Here is a 13,630-nt window from a genome sequence, read left to right as displayed (position 1 = left end):
GCGAGCGATGCTCCGACGCGAAGAACCCCGCCGACCGGAGTCGACGGGGTTCTTCGTGCGTGGAGGCGGAGGTTACTTGCTCGCGCCGCCGAAGCCCTTGTAGCGGCTGTTGAACTTCTCGACACGACCGGCCGAGTCGAGGATGCGCTGCTTGCCCGTGTAGAACGGGTGCGACTCCGACGAGATCTCGACATCGATCACCGGGTAGGTGTTTCCGTCTTCCCACTCGATCGTCTTCGACGACGACACGGTCGAACGGGTGAGGAAGGTGGCGCCGGACGCGAGGTCTCGGAAGACCACGGCTTCGTACGTCGGGTGGATGTCAGTCTTCATAGTGGTGTCCTTGTTTCACGGCTGTTGGTGTGTACTGCACGGGATGAAATCTACGGCCAGACGGGCCAGCTAGACAGTTTAGCAGATCCGATTCCGATCAGGCGTCAGGATGCACGCGCCGTGTAGCGCCCGTCGTCTTCGCTCAGCGTGATCGGCAGGCCGAACGTGGTCTCGAGGTTCTCGGAGGTCAGAACCTCGCCGATCGGTCCGCTCGCCACGATCCCGCCGTCGTTCAGCAACAGCGCGTGCGTGAAACCGCGCGGGATCTCCTCCACATGGTGCGTGACCATCACGATCGCGGGCGCTTCGGGTGCCGAGGCGTAGCCTCCGAGCAGCTGGAGCAGCTCCTCGCGGGCACCCAGGTCAAGCGAAGCGGCCGGCTCGTCGAGCAGAAGCAGTTCTGGATCGGTCATCACCGAACGTGCGATCTGCACGCGCTTCTGCTCGCCGTCGCTGAGCGAGCCGAAGAGCCGCTCGGAGAGGTGGTCGAGCTTCCACTCGGTGAGCACGCGCTGGGCGCGACGGAGGTCGATGTCTTCGTAGGACTCGTTCCAGCGGCCGGTGACCGAGTAGGCCGCCGTGAGCACCACGTTCAGCACCGTCTCGTTGCCGGGGAACCGGCGGGCCATGGCGCTCGACGCGAAACCGACGCGCGGCCGCAGCTCGAACAGGTCGACCTCGCCGAGCTTGCCGTCGAGCACCTGCACCGTGCCGCCCGAAGGGTGGTTCATCGCGGCCGCGATCTGCAGCAACGTGGTCTTGCCGGCGCCGTTCGGCCCGAGCACCACCCATCGCTGGTCGCCGTCGACCCTCCAGTTCACGTCGCTGAGGATTTCGTTCCCGTCCCGGGTGACAGAGACGTTCTGGAGGTCGAGCACGTTGGGCATGCAAGAAGTTTATCGGGCCCCGGGGTGTGGATTCGCCCGTCGGGCGGGCTCAGACCAGAGAGCGGTAGATGGCCACCGTCTGCGCCGCGATCGACGACCAGCTGAACTCGGCCTCCGCACGTGCCCGGCCGGCGTCGCCCATCCGGGCCGCCCGCACCGGGTCCGTGACGACCTCGGTGAGGGCCCGCGCGAGGTCCACGACGAAGCGGTCGGGGTCGGTCGGCGTGCCGGTGCCGTCCTGCAGCTGGTCGATGGGCACGAGCAGACCCGTGACGCCGTCGTCGACGACCTCCGGGATCCCGCCGGTCGCCGTGCCCACCACCGGCAGTCCGCAGGCCATCGCCTCGAGGTTCACGATGCCGAGCGGCTCGTAGATCGAGGGGCAGACGAAGACGGTGGCGGCCGTCAGAACCGCGGCGAGGGCCGGTTGCGGCAGGATCTCGTCGATCCAGACGACTCCCCCTCGCGTCTCCTGCAGCTGTTTCACCGCCGAACTGACCTCCTCGAGGATCGCGGGCGTGTCGGGCGCTCCGGCGCACAGCACGACCTGCACCTCCGTCGGCAACAGCGCGATGGCGCGCAGCAGGTACGGCAGACCCTTCTGGCGGGTGATCCGGCCCACGAACACCACGGTCGGCCGTGTGCTGTCGATCCCGTGCCGGGCGAGCACCTCTTCGTCGTAGTGCGGCTTCCAGGTGTCCAGGTCGATGCCGTTGTAGACCACGGTCACCTTCGACTCGTCGAGCGCGGGGTAAGAGCGCAGGATGTCGCGGCGCATCCCGTCGCTCACCGCGATCACCGCGTCGGCCGACTCGAACGCATCCTTCTCGATCCAGGAGGAGACGCGGTAGCCGCCGCCGAGCTGCTCGGCCTTCCACGGCCGGAGCGGCTCCAGCGAGTGCGCGGTGACCACGTGGGGAACGCCGTGCAGCAGCGCCGAGAGTCGACCGGCGGCGTTGGCGTACCAGGTGTGCGAGTGCACCAGATCGGTGCCGGCGGTCGCCTCCGCGATCTGCAGGTCGACCCCGAGGGTGGTCAGCGCGGGGTTCGCGCCGTCGAGTTCGGCGGGCACCCGGTAGGCGAAGACGCCCGCTTCGTCGCGCGGAGCGCCGAAGCACCGCACGGCGACGTCGAGGTGGGCGCGGAGGCCTTTGACGAGTTCGGCGACGTGCACTCCCGCCCCTCCGTAGACCTCGGGCGGATACTCACGGGAAATCACATCTACTCGCATAGTTGAACGGTAGTACGGTCCGGGGGAAACCTCATTAGGGTTGGGGTCATGGCTGCATCAAAGAAGATCTTCGGCATCGTGTTGGCCGGAGGTGAGGGCAAGCGACTCATGCCCCTCACGGCGGACCGGGCCAAGCCCGGCGTGCCTTTCGGGGGCGGTTACCGCCTCATCGATTTCGCGCTCTCCAACCTCGTGAATTCCGGTCTGCGTCAGATCGTCGTGCTCACGCAGTACAAGTCGCATTCGCTCGACCGGCACGTCTCGCAGACCTGGCACCTCGATGGCCTGCTGAACTCCTACATCGCCTCCGTGCCCGCGCAGCAGCGCCTCGGCAAGCGCTGGTTCAGCGGCTCGGCCGACGCCATCCTGCAGTCGCTCAACCTGATCCGCGACGAGAAGCCCGACATCGTGGTCGTGGTCGGCGCCGACCACGTCTACCGCATGGACTTCGAGCAGATGATCCAGGCCCATATCGCGTCGGGCAAGGGCGCCACCGTCGCCGCGATCCGCCAGCCGATCGAGCTGAGCGATCAGTTCGGCGTCATCCAGGTCTCCCCCGACGACCCGACGCTGATCGACGAGTTCCTCGAGAAGCCGAAGAACGCCACCGGGCTCGCCGACGCGCCGCACGAGGTGCTCGCGTCGATGGGCAACTACATCTTCGACGCCGATCAACTGATCGACGCCGTCATCCGCGACGGCGAGCGGCCCGAGTCGAGCCATGACATGGGCGGCGACATCATCCCCGACTTCGTGGCCGCCGGCAACGCCGCGGTCTACGACCTCAACCGCAACGAAGTGCCCGGTTCCACCGACCGCGACCGTTACTACTGGCGCGACGTGGGAACCATCGAGTCGTTCTACGACGCCCACCAAGACCTCATCTCGGCACTCCCGGTGTTCAACCTCTACAACGAGAAGTGGCCGATCTACACCCAGCAGCTCAACTCGCCGCCGGCGAAGTTCGTTCGCGACAGCAAGGGCAACCCGGGCGTCACCGTGGAGTCGATCGTGTCGCTCGGCTGCCTCATCTCCGGCGCCCGCGTCGAGGGAAGCGTCGTCGGGCCGTGGACGACAGTCGATTCGGGAGCTCTCGTGCAGCAGTCGGTGCTCTTCGACCGTGTCCACATCGAACCGGATGCGGTCGTGCGCCGGGCTATCCTGGACAAGAACGTCGTCGTCCTCGCGGGCGCCCAGGTGGGCGTCGATCCCGAACGCGATCGGGAACGCGGGTTCACCGTGACCGACACGGGGATCACGGTCGTCGGCAAAGGAGTCCGCGTAGTTCCATGACGCAGCAGATGCTGGCACCCGACCCCCTGCCCGCGAGCCAGCACCCCGCTGATCGACCGCGATTCCTCGTCGTCCTCGACGTCGATTCGACACTGATCGAGAACGAGGTCATCGAGATGCTCGGCGATCTGGCCGGATGCCATGCCGAGGTCGCCGAGATCACCGAGCGCGCGATGCGCGGTGAGCTCGATTTCGCGCAGAGCCTCGCGGCCCGGGTGGCGCTGCTCGAGGGCCTGGCCGATACCTGCTTCGCCGAGGTCGGCGCAGCCATCCGCGTCACTCCAGGGGTTCCCGAGATGATCGCGGCGGTGCAGGCCGACGGCGGCGCCGTGGGCGTGGTGTCGGGCGGCTTCCACGAGGTGCTCGACCCGCTGGCCCAGTCGCTCGGCCTCGACCACTGGCGCGCCAACCGTCTGGGTGTCCGCGACGGCCGCCTCACGGGCGAAGTCTCGGGCCCCATCATCGACCCGCAGAGCAAAGCGGATGCGCTCACCGAATGGGCTGGTTCGCGCGGCATTCCGCTCGCCCACACCCTCGCCGTCGGCGACGGCGCGAACGACTTGCGCATGATGGAGGTCGCCGGCCTCTCGGTCGCCTTCGACGCCCGCCCGCTGGTGCGCGAGCACGCCGACGTCATCATGGACCGCCGCGACCTCAGCCAGCTCCTGCCCCTCCTGGGCCTCCGCGGCTAGACCCGCTCGGCCCCACCGAGCCAACCCCCTAGTGGCCCATCCCCAGACCACCATCGACCGGGATGACTGCACCCGAGATGTACGCCGCGTCATCCGACGCGAGCCACGCGACCGCCTTGGCGACCTCGGCGGCCGATCCGTAGCGACCGGCCGGGATGCTCTTCTTGTACTCGGCCTGCTGCTCCTCGGGCAGCTCGGCCGTCATGTCGGTCTCGATGAACCCGGGCGCCACGATGTTCGCGGTGATGCCTCGCGCGCCGAGCTCGCGCGTGATCGAACGCGCGAAGCCCACCAACGCGCTCTTCGAGGCGCTGTAGTTCACCTGCCCGGGTGAACCGTAGAGACCGACCACGCTCGAGATCAGCACGATGCGGCCGAATCGAGCCTTGAGCATCCCCTTCGACGCGCGCTTCACCACGCGGAACGAGCCGGTGAGGTTCGTGTCGACGACACTCGTGAAGTCGTCTTCCGACATCCGGAGCAGCAGAGTGTCCTTCGTGATGCCGGCGTTCGCCACCACCACCTCGACCGGGCCGAGTTCGTTCTCCACCTCGGAGAAGGCGGCATCGATCGAGGCGCTGTCGGTCACGTCGGCGATGACGGTGAGGGTTCCCTCCGGCCCCTTCCCGGAGCGGGCGGTCACCGCGACGCGGTGGCCCTGGGCCACGAATTCTGCGGCGATGGCGTAGCCGATGCCGCGGTTTCCGCCGGTGACGAGCACGGTGCGAGGAGTGGTCGGAGTAGTCACTGCGGGGTGGTCCTAACTTCGGGGAGACAGTGGTGCCGTACCAGCTTAGGAGCAGTTTCCGAAGCGTAGGCTAGGGGCACACCATGAGACATGCGCCCCAGTCCGTCACGAGCATCCCGCGGTCCCCCGAGGACGAGCGGCGCTCGCGCATGACCAAGTACCTCGTGACCATGGGCATTCGCATCGTCTGCCTCGTTCTCATGCTCTTCGTGCAGGGCTGGTGGCTCGCCGTGTGCGCGGCCGGCGCCATCCTGTTGCCCTACTTCGCCGTGGTGCTCGGCAACGTCGGAACCTCCTGGGTCAGCCACGCCGAGCGGCCCACCGCGATCGAGGTGTACCGGCGTCCGGTGCCGCCCGTCGCGCCGGGCGACGGATCCACGGCTGCTGCCGCGGCCCCGAACACCGAGGAGCCCCGTCCGTGATCTCGCTCGGCCTCGATCCGGCTACCGAGGAATGCTCCCGCGCGCACTGCCGTGCGGCGGCCACCTGGCGCATCGATTGGCGCAACCCCCGCATCCACGCCGAGGATCGGCGCAAGACCTGGCTCGCCTGCGACGACCATGTCGACTACCTGCGCGACTTCCTGGATGCGCGTGACTTCCCGCTCACTGTCTCCCCGTTGGCCTCGGCGGGAGCGGTCGACGCATGACGGGCTGGCGGTTCCTGCTCAGCCGTCGCTGGGCCGGCTATCTCGCGCTCGTGATCGTGTTCGCGATCGTGTGCGTGCTCTTGGCGATGTGGCAACTCGCCCGCCGAGACGAAGCGGTGGCCGAGATCAACCGCGTCGCCACGAATTTCGACGCCGACCCCACCCCGCTCGCCACGGCGCTCCCCCAGCTCGATTCCTACGATCCCTCGCAGGAGTGGCTGACCGTCTCGATGCAGGGACACTACCTCGTCGATGACCAGGTGCTCGTGCGCAACCGACCGCTCGGCGGCGACGTGGGTTTCGACGTGTTGGTGCCGTTCCAGTTGACGAGCGGCGAGGTCTTCATCGTCGACCGCGGCTGGGTGCCCACCGGTCAGAAGCAGGACGTTCCGGATGCCGTGCCCGCGGCTCCCACGGGAACGGTCTCGGTCGTCGCACGCCTGAAAGCCGGAGAGCCGCACCTCGACAATCGCAGCGCGGTCGCCGGGCAGATCGCCACGATCGAACTCCCCGTGCTCGCCGACCAGGTCGGGCTGCCGACCTACACCGCCGCCTACGGTCTGCTCGCCTCGGAGAACCCTGCGCCCGCCGAGCGCCCCACCGCCGCCGTGAAGCCGACGCCCGACGAAGGCGCCCACCTCTCCTACACCTTCCAGTGGTTCGCGTTCGGGCTGCTCGGGTTCGTGGCCCTCGGCTACATCGTGCGGCAGGAGTTCCGCCGCGTGAACGAAGACGACCCCGAGGAACAGGAGCGCGCCGCTGAGCGGGAGCGCAAGCGCCTCGCCCGCAAGACCGACGCCGAGATCGAAGACGAGATCATCGACCGCACGGGGCGGTGACAATCAGGCCGAGCCGATCAGGTCAGCCGGATCAGGCCAGGCTGATGAGGTCGGCGTAGTCCTTGTTCCAGTGGTCTTCAACGCCATCGGGCAAGATGAGCACCCGCTCGGGGTTCAGCGCTTCGACGGCGCCCTCGTCGTGGCTCACCAGCACGACCGCCCCCTCGTAGTGCGCGAGCGCATCCAGGATCTCCTCGCGGCTGGCCGGGTCGAGGTTGTTCGTGGGCTCGTCGAGCAGCAGCACGTTGGCGCCGGAGACGACGATCATCGCCAGCGCGAGTCGGGTCTTCTCGCCGCCGGAGAGCACCCCGGCCGGCTTGTGCGAGTCGTCGCCGGTGAACAGGAACGAGCCGAGCACCCGGCGCGCCTCGGTCTCGGTGAGGTTCGGTGAGGCCGACACCATGTTCTCGAGCACGGAGCGCTTCACGTCGATGGTCTCGTGCTCCTGGGCGTAGTAGCCGATCCGAAGCCCGTGGCCTGGCTCGATCTGCCCGGTGTCAGGCTTGTCGACGCCGCCCAGGATGCGGAGCAGCGTGGTCTTGCCGGCGCCGTTGAGCCCGAGCACGACCACTTTCGAGCCGCGGTCGATCGCCAGGTCGACGGCGGTGAAGATCTCGAGCGAGCCGTAGCTCTTCGAGAGGTTCGACGCCATCAGGGGCGTGCGGCCGCACGCGACCGGGGTCGGGAAGCGCAGCTTGGCGACACGGTCGACCGCGCGCACCTCCTCGAGCCCGGAGAGCATCTTCTCGGCGCGAGCAACCATCTGGTGCGCTGCTGCGGCCTTCGAGGCTTTCGCGCCGAAACGAGCGGCCTGCATCTGCAGCTGGGTGGCCTTCTTCTCGACGTTGACGCGCTCCTTCTTGCGGCGCTCCTCGTCGGCCTCGCGCTGCTTGAGGTAGTTGCGCCAGTTCATGTTGTACACGTCGATGACCTGGCGGTTCGCATCGAGGTAGAACACACGGTTGACCGTCTCTCCCACCAGCTCGATGTCGTGCGAGATGACGATGAAGCCGCCGTTGTAGCTCTTGAGGAACTCGCGTAGCCACACCACCGAGTCGGCGTCGAGGTGGTTGGTGGGCTCGTCGAGGATCAGCGTCTCGGCGTCGGAGAACAGGATGCGCGCCAGCTCGATGCGCCGCCGCTGGCCTCCCGAGAGCGTCTTGAGCGGCTGGTCGAGAATCCGGTCGGGCAGGCTGAGGTTGCTCGCGATCGAGGCCGCTTCCGCTTCGGCCGCATACCCGCCGAGCGCGTCGAAGCGCTCGGTGAGGTTGCCGTACTTCTTCATGGCGGCTTCGCTGACTTTCGCGTCGCTGCTCGCCATCTCCATCGACGACTGCTGCATGCCGAGCACCAGGGAGCCGAGACCGCGGGCGTTCAGGATGCGCGTGCGCGCCAATTCCTCCGGGTCGCCCGAACGGGGGTCCTGTGGCAGATACCCGAGCTCGCCCGTGCGCTGCACGGCCCCGCCCGAGGGCTGGAGTTCGCCGGAGAGAACCTTCGTGAGGGTGGTCTTCCCCGCGCCGTTGCGGCCCACGAGGCCGACCTTGTCGCCGGCTCCGACTCGGAACGACACGTCCTCCATGAGGGTACGTGCGCCGACCCGGATGGCCAGGTCTGTAACGCTGAGCACAGAGATATCCAATTCTTGTTGCGACGGGGGAACGCTCCAGTCTATTCCGCCCCGCGCCCCCGCCCGACCCCGCTCGCCCCCAGCGCAATCCTCCGGCCACCCACCGCCCATCCGCCCATCCGCGCGGCCACCCGGTTCAGAATCGCAAACGTGGGATTACCCGGCCTCGTATGGGGCTCGGATTGCGCGAAGCGTGCGATTCTGAACGGCATCGGCGTCACAACCCCACGAGTCCGGCACGCCGATGCCGCCCGTTCCAGCGGTGCTCGCCACGCCCTACGATTCCGCGCACGACCTCGAGAACGCGCTCGGACTCGAACAGTACCTGTTGGTAGCTGAGGCGCAGCACGAGGTAGCCTCGCTCGGCCAGCGCAAGATCACGCCACTTGTCTTTCGCGAAGGAATCCTTGTCCGAGTGCCATTCTCGCCCATCTGTCTCGATCACCAGTCGTTCGCCGATCAGGAGGTCGACACGGCCGACACCGCTGATCTTCACCTGCACACGCAGGTCGATCCCGACCGAACGCAACAGGAGCCGCAGATGGGTTTCGAGCCCGGACTCCGCTTCCGGATTGCACAACAGGAGCAGATCTGAATACCGTCGGGGCAGCTGGGCCAGCACGGATTCGAGGCGGCGGCGCGTGATCACGCCGCGGTAGATCGCCGAGTCGAGCGTGGCCACCGCGTCGCGGCGACCCTGGCACAGTACGGCGTGTGCGATCGCCCACTCAGGGCTGTCGACTCCCCCGCGCGCAGACTGCAGTCCGACGAGCGGAAGGGCACGATGAACCACGACCCCCGCAGCAGCAGGAGGAGCCACACCGTGCCGACGGATGCGGATGTGTCGTCGAGCGTCGTCGGCGGTCCACACGGTGAGCGGGGCAAGCGCGGACAAGCACGAGAGCGTGCCGCCTGCTCTCACCGCGGCCACGACATTCTCAGGCGCGCCGGTCGGCACCGCCACCCATCCGTTCCGCACCCTGAGCACGGATCCGGTGCGAACAGCGCGCGTGACATCGGCGGCGGGGTGGCCGTATTCGGCGAGCTCGCGACAGGACGCGACGCCACCGAGCGCGGAGACGAGAGAAGCGACGGATGACATCGCATCATCGTGCAGGCCGGTCCGCCGAACGGGGGCCGAGCACGGGCATCTGTGGAGAACAGCCGGCCTGTGGAGAAGTCAGATCCGGTTCAGAAACGCAAACGTCGCGGCATCCGAGCCCCCTGTGGGGCCGGATGCCGCGACGTTTGCGATTTCGGTCGGGCGCGGTGGTTCAGATGGAGAAGCCGAGGGCGCGCATCATGTCGCGGCCGTCGTCGGTGATCTTGTCGGGGCCCCACGGCGGCATCCACACCCAGTTGATGCGGAACTGCTCGACCACGCCGTCGAGCGCCTCTGCCGTCTGCTCTTCGAGCACATCGGTGAGCGGGCACCCCGCCGAGGTCAGGGTCATGCTGATGACCAGAGCGTCCTGCTCCGCATCCCAGCCGAGATCGTAGATGAGGCCGAGGTCGACGATGTTCACACCGAGCTCGGGGTCCATCACGTCTTTCAGCGCCTCTTCGACCTGGTCGAAGAGTTTCGGTTCGAGTGTCGTGACCATATCGTTATCCTACGTTCGAGCCTTCGAGAAAGCGATCGTATCCCTCGTTCTCCAGTCGCACGGCGAGCTCGGGGCCGCCCTGCTCGGCCACCCGGCCGGCGACGAACACGTGCACGAAGTCGGGGTGCACGTAGCGGAGGATGCGGTTGTAGTGGGTGATCAGCAGGATGCCGAGACCCGTGTTGGCCTTCGCCCGGTTGACGCCCTCGGAGACTACCTTCAGGGCGTCGACGTCGAGACCGGAGTCGGTCTCGTCGAGCACCGCGAACTTGGGCTTCAGTAGCTCGAGCTGCAGGATCTCGTTGCGCTTCTTCTCGCCGCCCGAGAAGCCCTCGTTCACGTTGCGCTCGCGGAACGACTTGTCCATGCGCAAGGCCTGCATCGACGCGTCGAGGTCTTTGATCCAGCCGCGGATGGCCGGCGCTTCGCCGTCGATCGCGGTCTTGGCGGTGCGCAGGAAGTTCGACACCGAGACCCCCGGGACCTCCACCGGGTACTGCATCGCGAGGAAGAGTCCGGCACGAGCGCGCTCGTCGACCGTCTTGGTGAGCATCTCCTCGCCGTCGAGCGTCACGGAGCCGCCCTCGACGTGATACTTCGGGTGGCCGGCGATCGCGTAGGCGAGCGTGGACTTACCCGATCCGTTCGGGCCCATGATCGCGTGGGTCTCGCCCTCGCCGATCGTGAGGTCGACCCCGCGGAGGATGTGCTTGGTCCCCTGCTCGGTCTCGACGCTCACCTGGAGGTCTTCGATCTTCAGAACCGACATGCTAATCAATCACTTTCGTCACGGTTGGGTCGATGTAGATGTCCCCGTCGATCACCTGGATCTCGAAGACGGGAACGGGCTCGTAGGCCGGGAGCGACAGCGGCTTCCCGGTCTCGAGCGAGAACTTGGAGCCGTGGGCCCAGCACTCGAGCGTGTCGTCTTCGACGAAGCCCTCCGAGAGCGAGATGTCGCCGTGGGTGCAGGTGTCGCCGATGGCGTGGCACTCGCCGGCCGAGTCCTTCACGAGCGCGATCGCCACTCCCCCGACCACCACGCGCATCGCCTGGTTCACGGGAACGTCGTCGAATGCACAGACTTTCTCTGCCATCTCTACTCCGCAGCCTGGGAGCGGATCAGCTCCGCCTCGACGGCCACGGCCAGTCGCTCCTCGAGCGCGGGCGACCCGATCTGCTGGATGATCTCGGCGAGGAAGCCGCGCACCACGAGTCGCCGCGCCTCTTCCTCCGAGATGCCGCGGGACTGCAGGTAGAACAGCTGCTCGTCGTCGAAGCGGCCCGTCGAGGAGGCGTGGCCCGCGCCGACGATGTTGCCGGTCTCGATCTCGAGGTTCGGGATGCTGTCGGCCCGCGTCCCCTCGGAGAGCACGAGGTTGCGGTTCTGCTCGTAGCTGTCGGTGCCGTCGGCGTGCGGGCCGATCAGCACGTCGCCCACCCACACGGTGTGCGCGCCCTTGCCCTGCAGCGCGCCCTTGTAGTTGACCCGGCTGCGGGTGTTCGCGGCGACGTGGTCGATGTACGGGCGCTGCTCGAGGAACTGGCCGGCGTCGGCGAAGTAGAGCCCGAAGGCATCCGTCGAGGCTCCCTGCTCGACGAGGTGGATGGCGGGGTTGACCCGCACCACCGAGCCGCCGAGCGAGACGATCACGTGACGCAGGTTGGCGTCGCGGCCGACCGTGGCGAAGTGGCTCGACAGGTGCAGCGCCTCGTCGTCCCACTCCTGCACGGTCACGACCGTGAGCTGGGCGCCCTCGCGCACGATGATCTCGACGTTCTCGGCGAGGTTCGCCGCACCGCTGTGCTCCAGGATGACGACACCGCGGCTGTTCGGTGCCGCTTCGATCACGACGTGGGCGGCGCGGGGCGCGCTGCCGAAGCCGGTGCGGCGGACGATGAGTTCGCCGCCCTCCTCACCCGAGACGCGCACGTGAAGGGCCTTCTCGGCCGTCGACCAGGCGTTGGCCGAGGCGCGGTCTTCGGGTGCGCCGGCCGATCCGATCAAGGCGTCGTCGTGGGCGATCCAGTCGACCGAGAATCCGTCGACGGCGTCGGCCGCCACCTCGACCACCGAGCCGTCGAGCGGCTCCGCCGTGAGGTGCGCGATCTTCGCCATCGGCGCGAACTTCCACTCGAACTCCAGCCCCGTCACGGCGGCGAAGTCGTCGGCCGAAGTGGAGGTGAAGCGCTCCGAGCGGGTCTGCACCGGCACGAAGGCCGATCCGCCGTCGGAGTGCGCCTGGAATCCGTGCTGAACGGGCTCGACCCGGGCTGCGGGTGCGGTTGTTTCGGGTGCCGCCATTTAGCCGACGCTGCCTTCCATGCCCATCTCGATGAGCTTGTTGAGTTCGAGGGCGTATTCCATCGGCAGCTCACGCGCGATGGGCTCGATGAAGCCGCGCACGATCATCGCCATCGCCTCGTCTTCGGGAAGACCCCGCGACATGAGGTAGAACAACTGCTCCTCGGAGACCTTCGAGACCGTGGCCTCATGACCGAGCTGCACATCGTCGACCCGGATGTCGATGGCCGGGTAGGTGTCCGATCGCGAGATCGTGTCGACCAGCAGCGCATCGCAGCGCACCGTGTTGGCCGAGTGATGCGCGTTCTCCGACATCCGCACCTCGCCGCGGTAGCCGGCTCGGCCTCCGCCGCGGGCGATCGACTTCGAGACGATCGACGACTGCGTGTAGGGAGCCATGTGGATCATCTTCGCGCCCGCGTCCTGGTGCTGACCGGGGCCCGCGAAGGCGACCGAGAGCGTCTCGCCCTTGGCATGCTCGCCGACCAGGTAGATCGACGGGTACTTCATGGTGACCTTGGAACCGATGTTGCCGTCGATCCACTCCATCGTCGCGCCCTCGTGCGCGATCGCGCGCTTGGTGACGAGGTTGTAGACGTTGTTCGACCAGTTCTGGATCGTCGTGTAGCGAACGCGGGCGTTCTTCTTCACGATGATCTCCACCACGGCCGAGTGCAGCGAGTCGCTCTTGTAGATCGGCGCGGTGCAGCCCTCGATGTAGTGCACGTACGAGCCCTCGTCGGCGATGATCAGCGTGCGCTCGAACTGACCCATGTTCTCCGTGTTGATGCGGAAGTAGGCCTGCAGCGGGATCTCGACGTGCACGCCCTTGGGAACGTAGACGAAGGAACCGCCCGACCAGACGGCCGTGTTCAGCGCGGCGAACTTGTTATCGCCCGACGGGATGACCGTGCCGAAGTACTCGGTGAAGAACTCGGGGTGCTCGCGGAGCGCGGTGTCGGTGTCCATGAAGATGACGCCCTGCGCCTCGAGGTCTTCACGGATCTGGTGGTAGACCACCTCCGACTCGTACTGCGCGGCCACGCCGGAGACGAGGCGCTGACGCTCCGCCTCGGGGATGCCGAGCTTCTCGTAGGTGTTCTTGATGTCGTCGGGCAGGTCGTCCCAGGTCTGGGCCTGCTTCTCGGTCGATCGCACGAAGTACTTGATGTTGTCGAAGTCGATGCCCGAGAGATCGGCACCCCACGTCGGCATCGGCTTGCGGCCGAAGATCTGAAGCGCCTTCAGGCGGTTCTTCAGCATCCATTCCGGCTCGTTCTTGAGCTCGGAGATGTTCGTGACGACGGCCTCGTTGATGCCGCGTTTGGCCGTGGCGCCCGCCGTGTCCGAGTCCGACCATCCGAATTCATAGACACCGAGGTTCTCGAGTTCGGGTCGGTCGATGAGTACGTCTGACAT

The 13,630-nt window shown here is 67.2% G+C and carries 16 protein-coding genes; 5 read left to right on the top strand and 11 right to left on the bottom strand.

Annotation, left to right across the window (positions count from 1 at the left end):
* Nucleotides 1-72: 72 nt before the first annotated feature.
* From BLW00_RS09870 to glgA, 3 genes are all read right to left on the bottom strand, one after another.
* Entirely contained in the window at nucleotides 73-333 is a 261-nt protein-coding gene (locus BLW00_RS09870) for a type B 50S ribosomal protein L31 (RefSeq protein WP_092553057.1), read from the bottom strand.
* A gap of 104 nt (nucleotides 334-437) precedes the next feature.
* Entirely contained in the window at nucleotides 438-1,220 is a 783-nt protein-coding gene (locus tag BLW00_RS09865; RefSeq protein WP_092553054.1) for an ABC transporter ATP-binding protein, read from the bottom strand.
* Between the two features lie 49 nt (nucleotides 1,221-1,269).
* Nucleotides 1,270-2,451, bottom strand: a complete 1,182-nt coding sequence (glgA, locus tag BLW00_RS09860) for a glycogen synthase (RefSeq protein WP_092553051.1) — start codon at nucleotides 2,449-2,451, stop codon at nucleotides 1,270-1,272.
* Between the two features lie 48 nt (nucleotides 2,452-2,499).
* Here glgA and BLW00_RS09855 point away from each other — a divergent pair, with 48 nt between their 5' ends.
* Both BLW00_RS09855 and serB read left to right on the top strand, forming a co-directional pair.
* Complete coding sequence (locus BLW00_RS09855; RefSeq protein ID WP_092553048.1) at nucleotides 2,500-3,744, top strand: glucose-1-phosphate adenylyltransferase; 1,245 nt, start codon at nucleotides 2,500-2,502, stop codon at nucleotides 3,742-3,744.
* Nucleotides 3,745-3,752: 8 nt separating this feature from the next.
* Nucleotides 3,753-4,436 (top strand): phosphoserine phosphatase SerB, encoded by a 684-nt coding sequence (gene serB / locus BLW00_RS09850; protein WP_407650966.1) that lies wholly within the window; start codon nucleotides 3,753-3,755, stop codon nucleotides 4,434-4,436.
* Nucleotides 4,437-4,464: 28 nt separating this feature from the next.
* Here the strand turns inward: serB and BLW00_RS09845 are convergent, their stop codons facing one another.
* Nucleotides 4,465-5,184: a beta-ketoacyl-ACP reductase gene (locus BLW00_RS09845; RefSeq protein ID WP_092553042.1), complete on the bottom strand. Its 720-nt coding sequence runs from the start codon at nucleotides 5,182-5,184 to the stop codon at nucleotides 4,465-4,467.
* A gap of 83 nt (nucleotides 5,185-5,267) precedes the next feature.
* Here BLW00_RS09845 and BLW00_RS09840 point away from each other — a divergent pair, with 83 nt between their 5' ends.
* The 3 genes from BLW00_RS09840 to BLW00_RS09830 are packed head-to-tail and all read left to right on the top strand — an operon-like array spanning nucleotide 5,268 to nucleotide 6,672.
* Complete coding sequence (locus BLW00_RS09840; RefSeq protein WP_092553039.1) at nucleotides 5,268-5,606, top strand: DUF3099 domain-containing protein; 339 nt, start codon at nucleotides 5,268-5,270, stop codon at nucleotides 5,604-5,606.
* Complete coding sequence (locus tag BLW00_RS09835) at nucleotides 5,603-5,833, top strand: hypothetical protein (protein ID WP_092553036.1); 231 nt, start codon at nucleotides 5,603-5,605, stop codon at nucleotides 5,831-5,833. Before BLW00_RS09840 ends, BLW00_RS09835 begins: the two co-directional genes overlap by 4 nt.
* Nucleotides 5,830-6,672, top strand: coding sequence for an SURF1 family cytochrome oxidase biogenesis protein (locus BLW00_RS09830; RefSeq protein WP_092553033.1), 843 nt, complete (start codon nucleotides 5,830-5,832; stop codon nucleotides 6,670-6,672). The genes BLW00_RS09835 and BLW00_RS09830 overlap by 4 nt, the downstream gene beginning before the upstream one ends.
* 31 nt (nucleotides 6,673-6,703) lie before the next feature.
* On the opposite strand, the gene BLW00_RS09825 is transcribed toward BLW00_RS09830, so the two are convergent.
* The 7 genes from BLW00_RS09825 to sufB all read right to left on the bottom strand — a co-directional run bounded on the left by BLW00_RS09825 (nucleotide 6,704) and on the right by sufB (nucleotide 13,630).
* On the bottom strand, nucleotides 6,704-8,302 hold the full coding sequence (locus BLW00_RS09825) for an ABC-F family ATP-binding cassette domain-containing protein (RefSeq protein WP_092553030.1): 1,599 nt from the start codon (nucleotides 8,300-8,302) through the stop codon (nucleotides 6,704-6,706).
* Nucleotides 8,303-8,519: 217 nt separating this feature from the next.
* A complete protein-coding gene (locus BLW00_RS09820) occupies nucleotides 8,520-9,404 on the bottom strand; it encodes an endonuclease domain-containing protein (protein ID WP_092553027.1) in 885 nt (294 codons plus the stop codon).
* A 172-nt stretch (nucleotides 9,405-9,576) separates the two neighbouring features.
* Nucleotides 9,577-9,906 carry a metal-sulfur cluster assembly factor gene (locus BLW00_RS09815; RefSeq protein WP_092553023.1) on the bottom strand — a complete coding sequence of 110 codons (330 nt, stop codon included), beginning with the start codon at nucleotides 9,904-9,906 and terminating at the stop codon, nucleotides 9,577-9,579.
* Between the two features lie 4 nt (nucleotides 9,907-9,910).
* Nucleotides 9,911-10,675: a Fe-S cluster assembly ATPase SufC gene (sufC, locus tag BLW00_RS09810; protein WP_092553020.1), complete on the bottom strand. Its 765-nt coding sequence runs from the start codon at nucleotides 10,673-10,675 to the stop codon at nucleotides 9,911-9,913.
* Between the two features lies 1 nt (nucleotide 10,676).
* Nucleotides 10,677-11,003: a non-heme iron oxygenase ferredoxin subunit gene (locus tag BLW00_RS09805; protein ID WP_092553017.1), complete on the bottom strand. Its 327-nt coding sequence runs from the start codon at nucleotides 11,001-11,003 to the stop codon at nucleotides 10,677-10,679.
* 2 nt (nucleotides 11,004-11,005) lie between these two features.
* Nucleotides 11,006-12,211: a Fe-S cluster assembly protein SufD gene (sufD, locus tag BLW00_RS09800; protein ID WP_092553014.1), complete on the bottom strand. Its 1,206-nt coding sequence runs from the start codon at nucleotides 12,209-12,211 to the stop codon at nucleotides 11,006-11,008.
* Nucleotides 12,212-13,630, bottom strand: coding sequence for a Fe-S cluster assembly protein SufB (gene sufB, locus BLW00_RS09795; protein WP_092553011.1), 1,419 nt, complete (start codon nucleotides 13,628-13,630; stop codon nucleotides 12,212-12,214).

The organism is Herbiconiux ginsengi (assembly GCF_900107435.1).
In the GTDB taxonomy this organism is placed as follows: Bacteria; Actinomycetota; Actinomycetes; order Actinomycetales; family Microbacteriaceae; genus Herbiconiux; species Herbiconiux ginsengi.
This window is presented reverse-complemented; position numbering and strand designations above follow the sequence as displayed.

Excerpts from the sequence above, each read along its gene's own strand:
- BLW00_RS09820 (WP_092553027.1), bottom strand. The coding sequence starts at position 9,404 with ATGTCATCCGTCGCTTCTCTCGTCTCCGCGCTCGGTGGCGTCGCGTCC.
- BLW00_RS09855 (WP_092553048.1), top strand. The coding sequence starts at position 2,500 with ATGGCTGCATCAAAGAAGATCTTCGGCATCGTGTTGGCCGGAGGTGAG.
- sufC (WP_092553020.1), bottom strand. The coding sequence starts at position 10,675 with ATGTCGGTTCTGAAGATCGAAGACCTCCAGGTGAGCGTCGAGACCGAG.
- sufD (WP_092553014.1), bottom strand. The coding sequence starts at position 12,211 with ATGGCGGCACCCGAAACAACCGCACCCGCAGCCCGGGTCGAGCCCGTT.
- glgA (WP_092553051.1), bottom strand. The coding sequence starts at position 2,451 with ATGCGAGTAGATGTGATTTCCCGTGAGTATCCGCCCGAGGTCTACGGA.
- BLW00_RS09865 (WP_092553054.1), bottom strand. The coding sequence starts at position 1,220 with ATGCCCAACGTGCTCGACCTCCAGAACGTCTCTGTCACCCGGGACGGG.
- BLW00_RS09805 (WP_092553017.1), bottom strand. The coding sequence starts at position 11,003 with ATGGCAGAGAAAGTCTGTGCATTCGACGACGTTCCCGTGAACCAGGCG.
- serB (WP_407650966.1), top strand. The coding sequence starts at position 3,753 with ATGCTGGCACCCGACCCCCTGCCCGCGAGCCAGCACCCCGCTGATCGA.
- BLW00_RS09870 (WP_092553057.1), bottom strand. The coding sequence starts at position 333 with ATGAAGACTGACATCCACCCGACGTACGAAGCCGTGGTCTTCCGAGAC.
- BLW00_RS09815 (WP_092553023.1), bottom strand. The coding sequence starts at position 9,906 with ATGGTCACGACACTCGAACCGAAACTCTTCGACCAGGTCGAAGAGGCG.
- sufB (WP_092553011.1), bottom strand. The coding sequence starts at position 13,630 with ATGTCAGACGTACTCATCGACCGACCCGAACTCGAGAACCTCGGTGTC.
- BLW00_RS09840 (WP_092553039.1), top strand. The coding sequence starts at position 5,268 with ATGAGACATGCGCCCCAGTCCGTCACGAGCATCCCGCGGTCCCCCGAG.
- BLW00_RS09830 (WP_092553033.1), top strand. The coding sequence starts at position 5,830 with ATGACGGGCTGGCGGTTCCTGCTCAGCCGTCGCTGGGCCGGCTATCTC.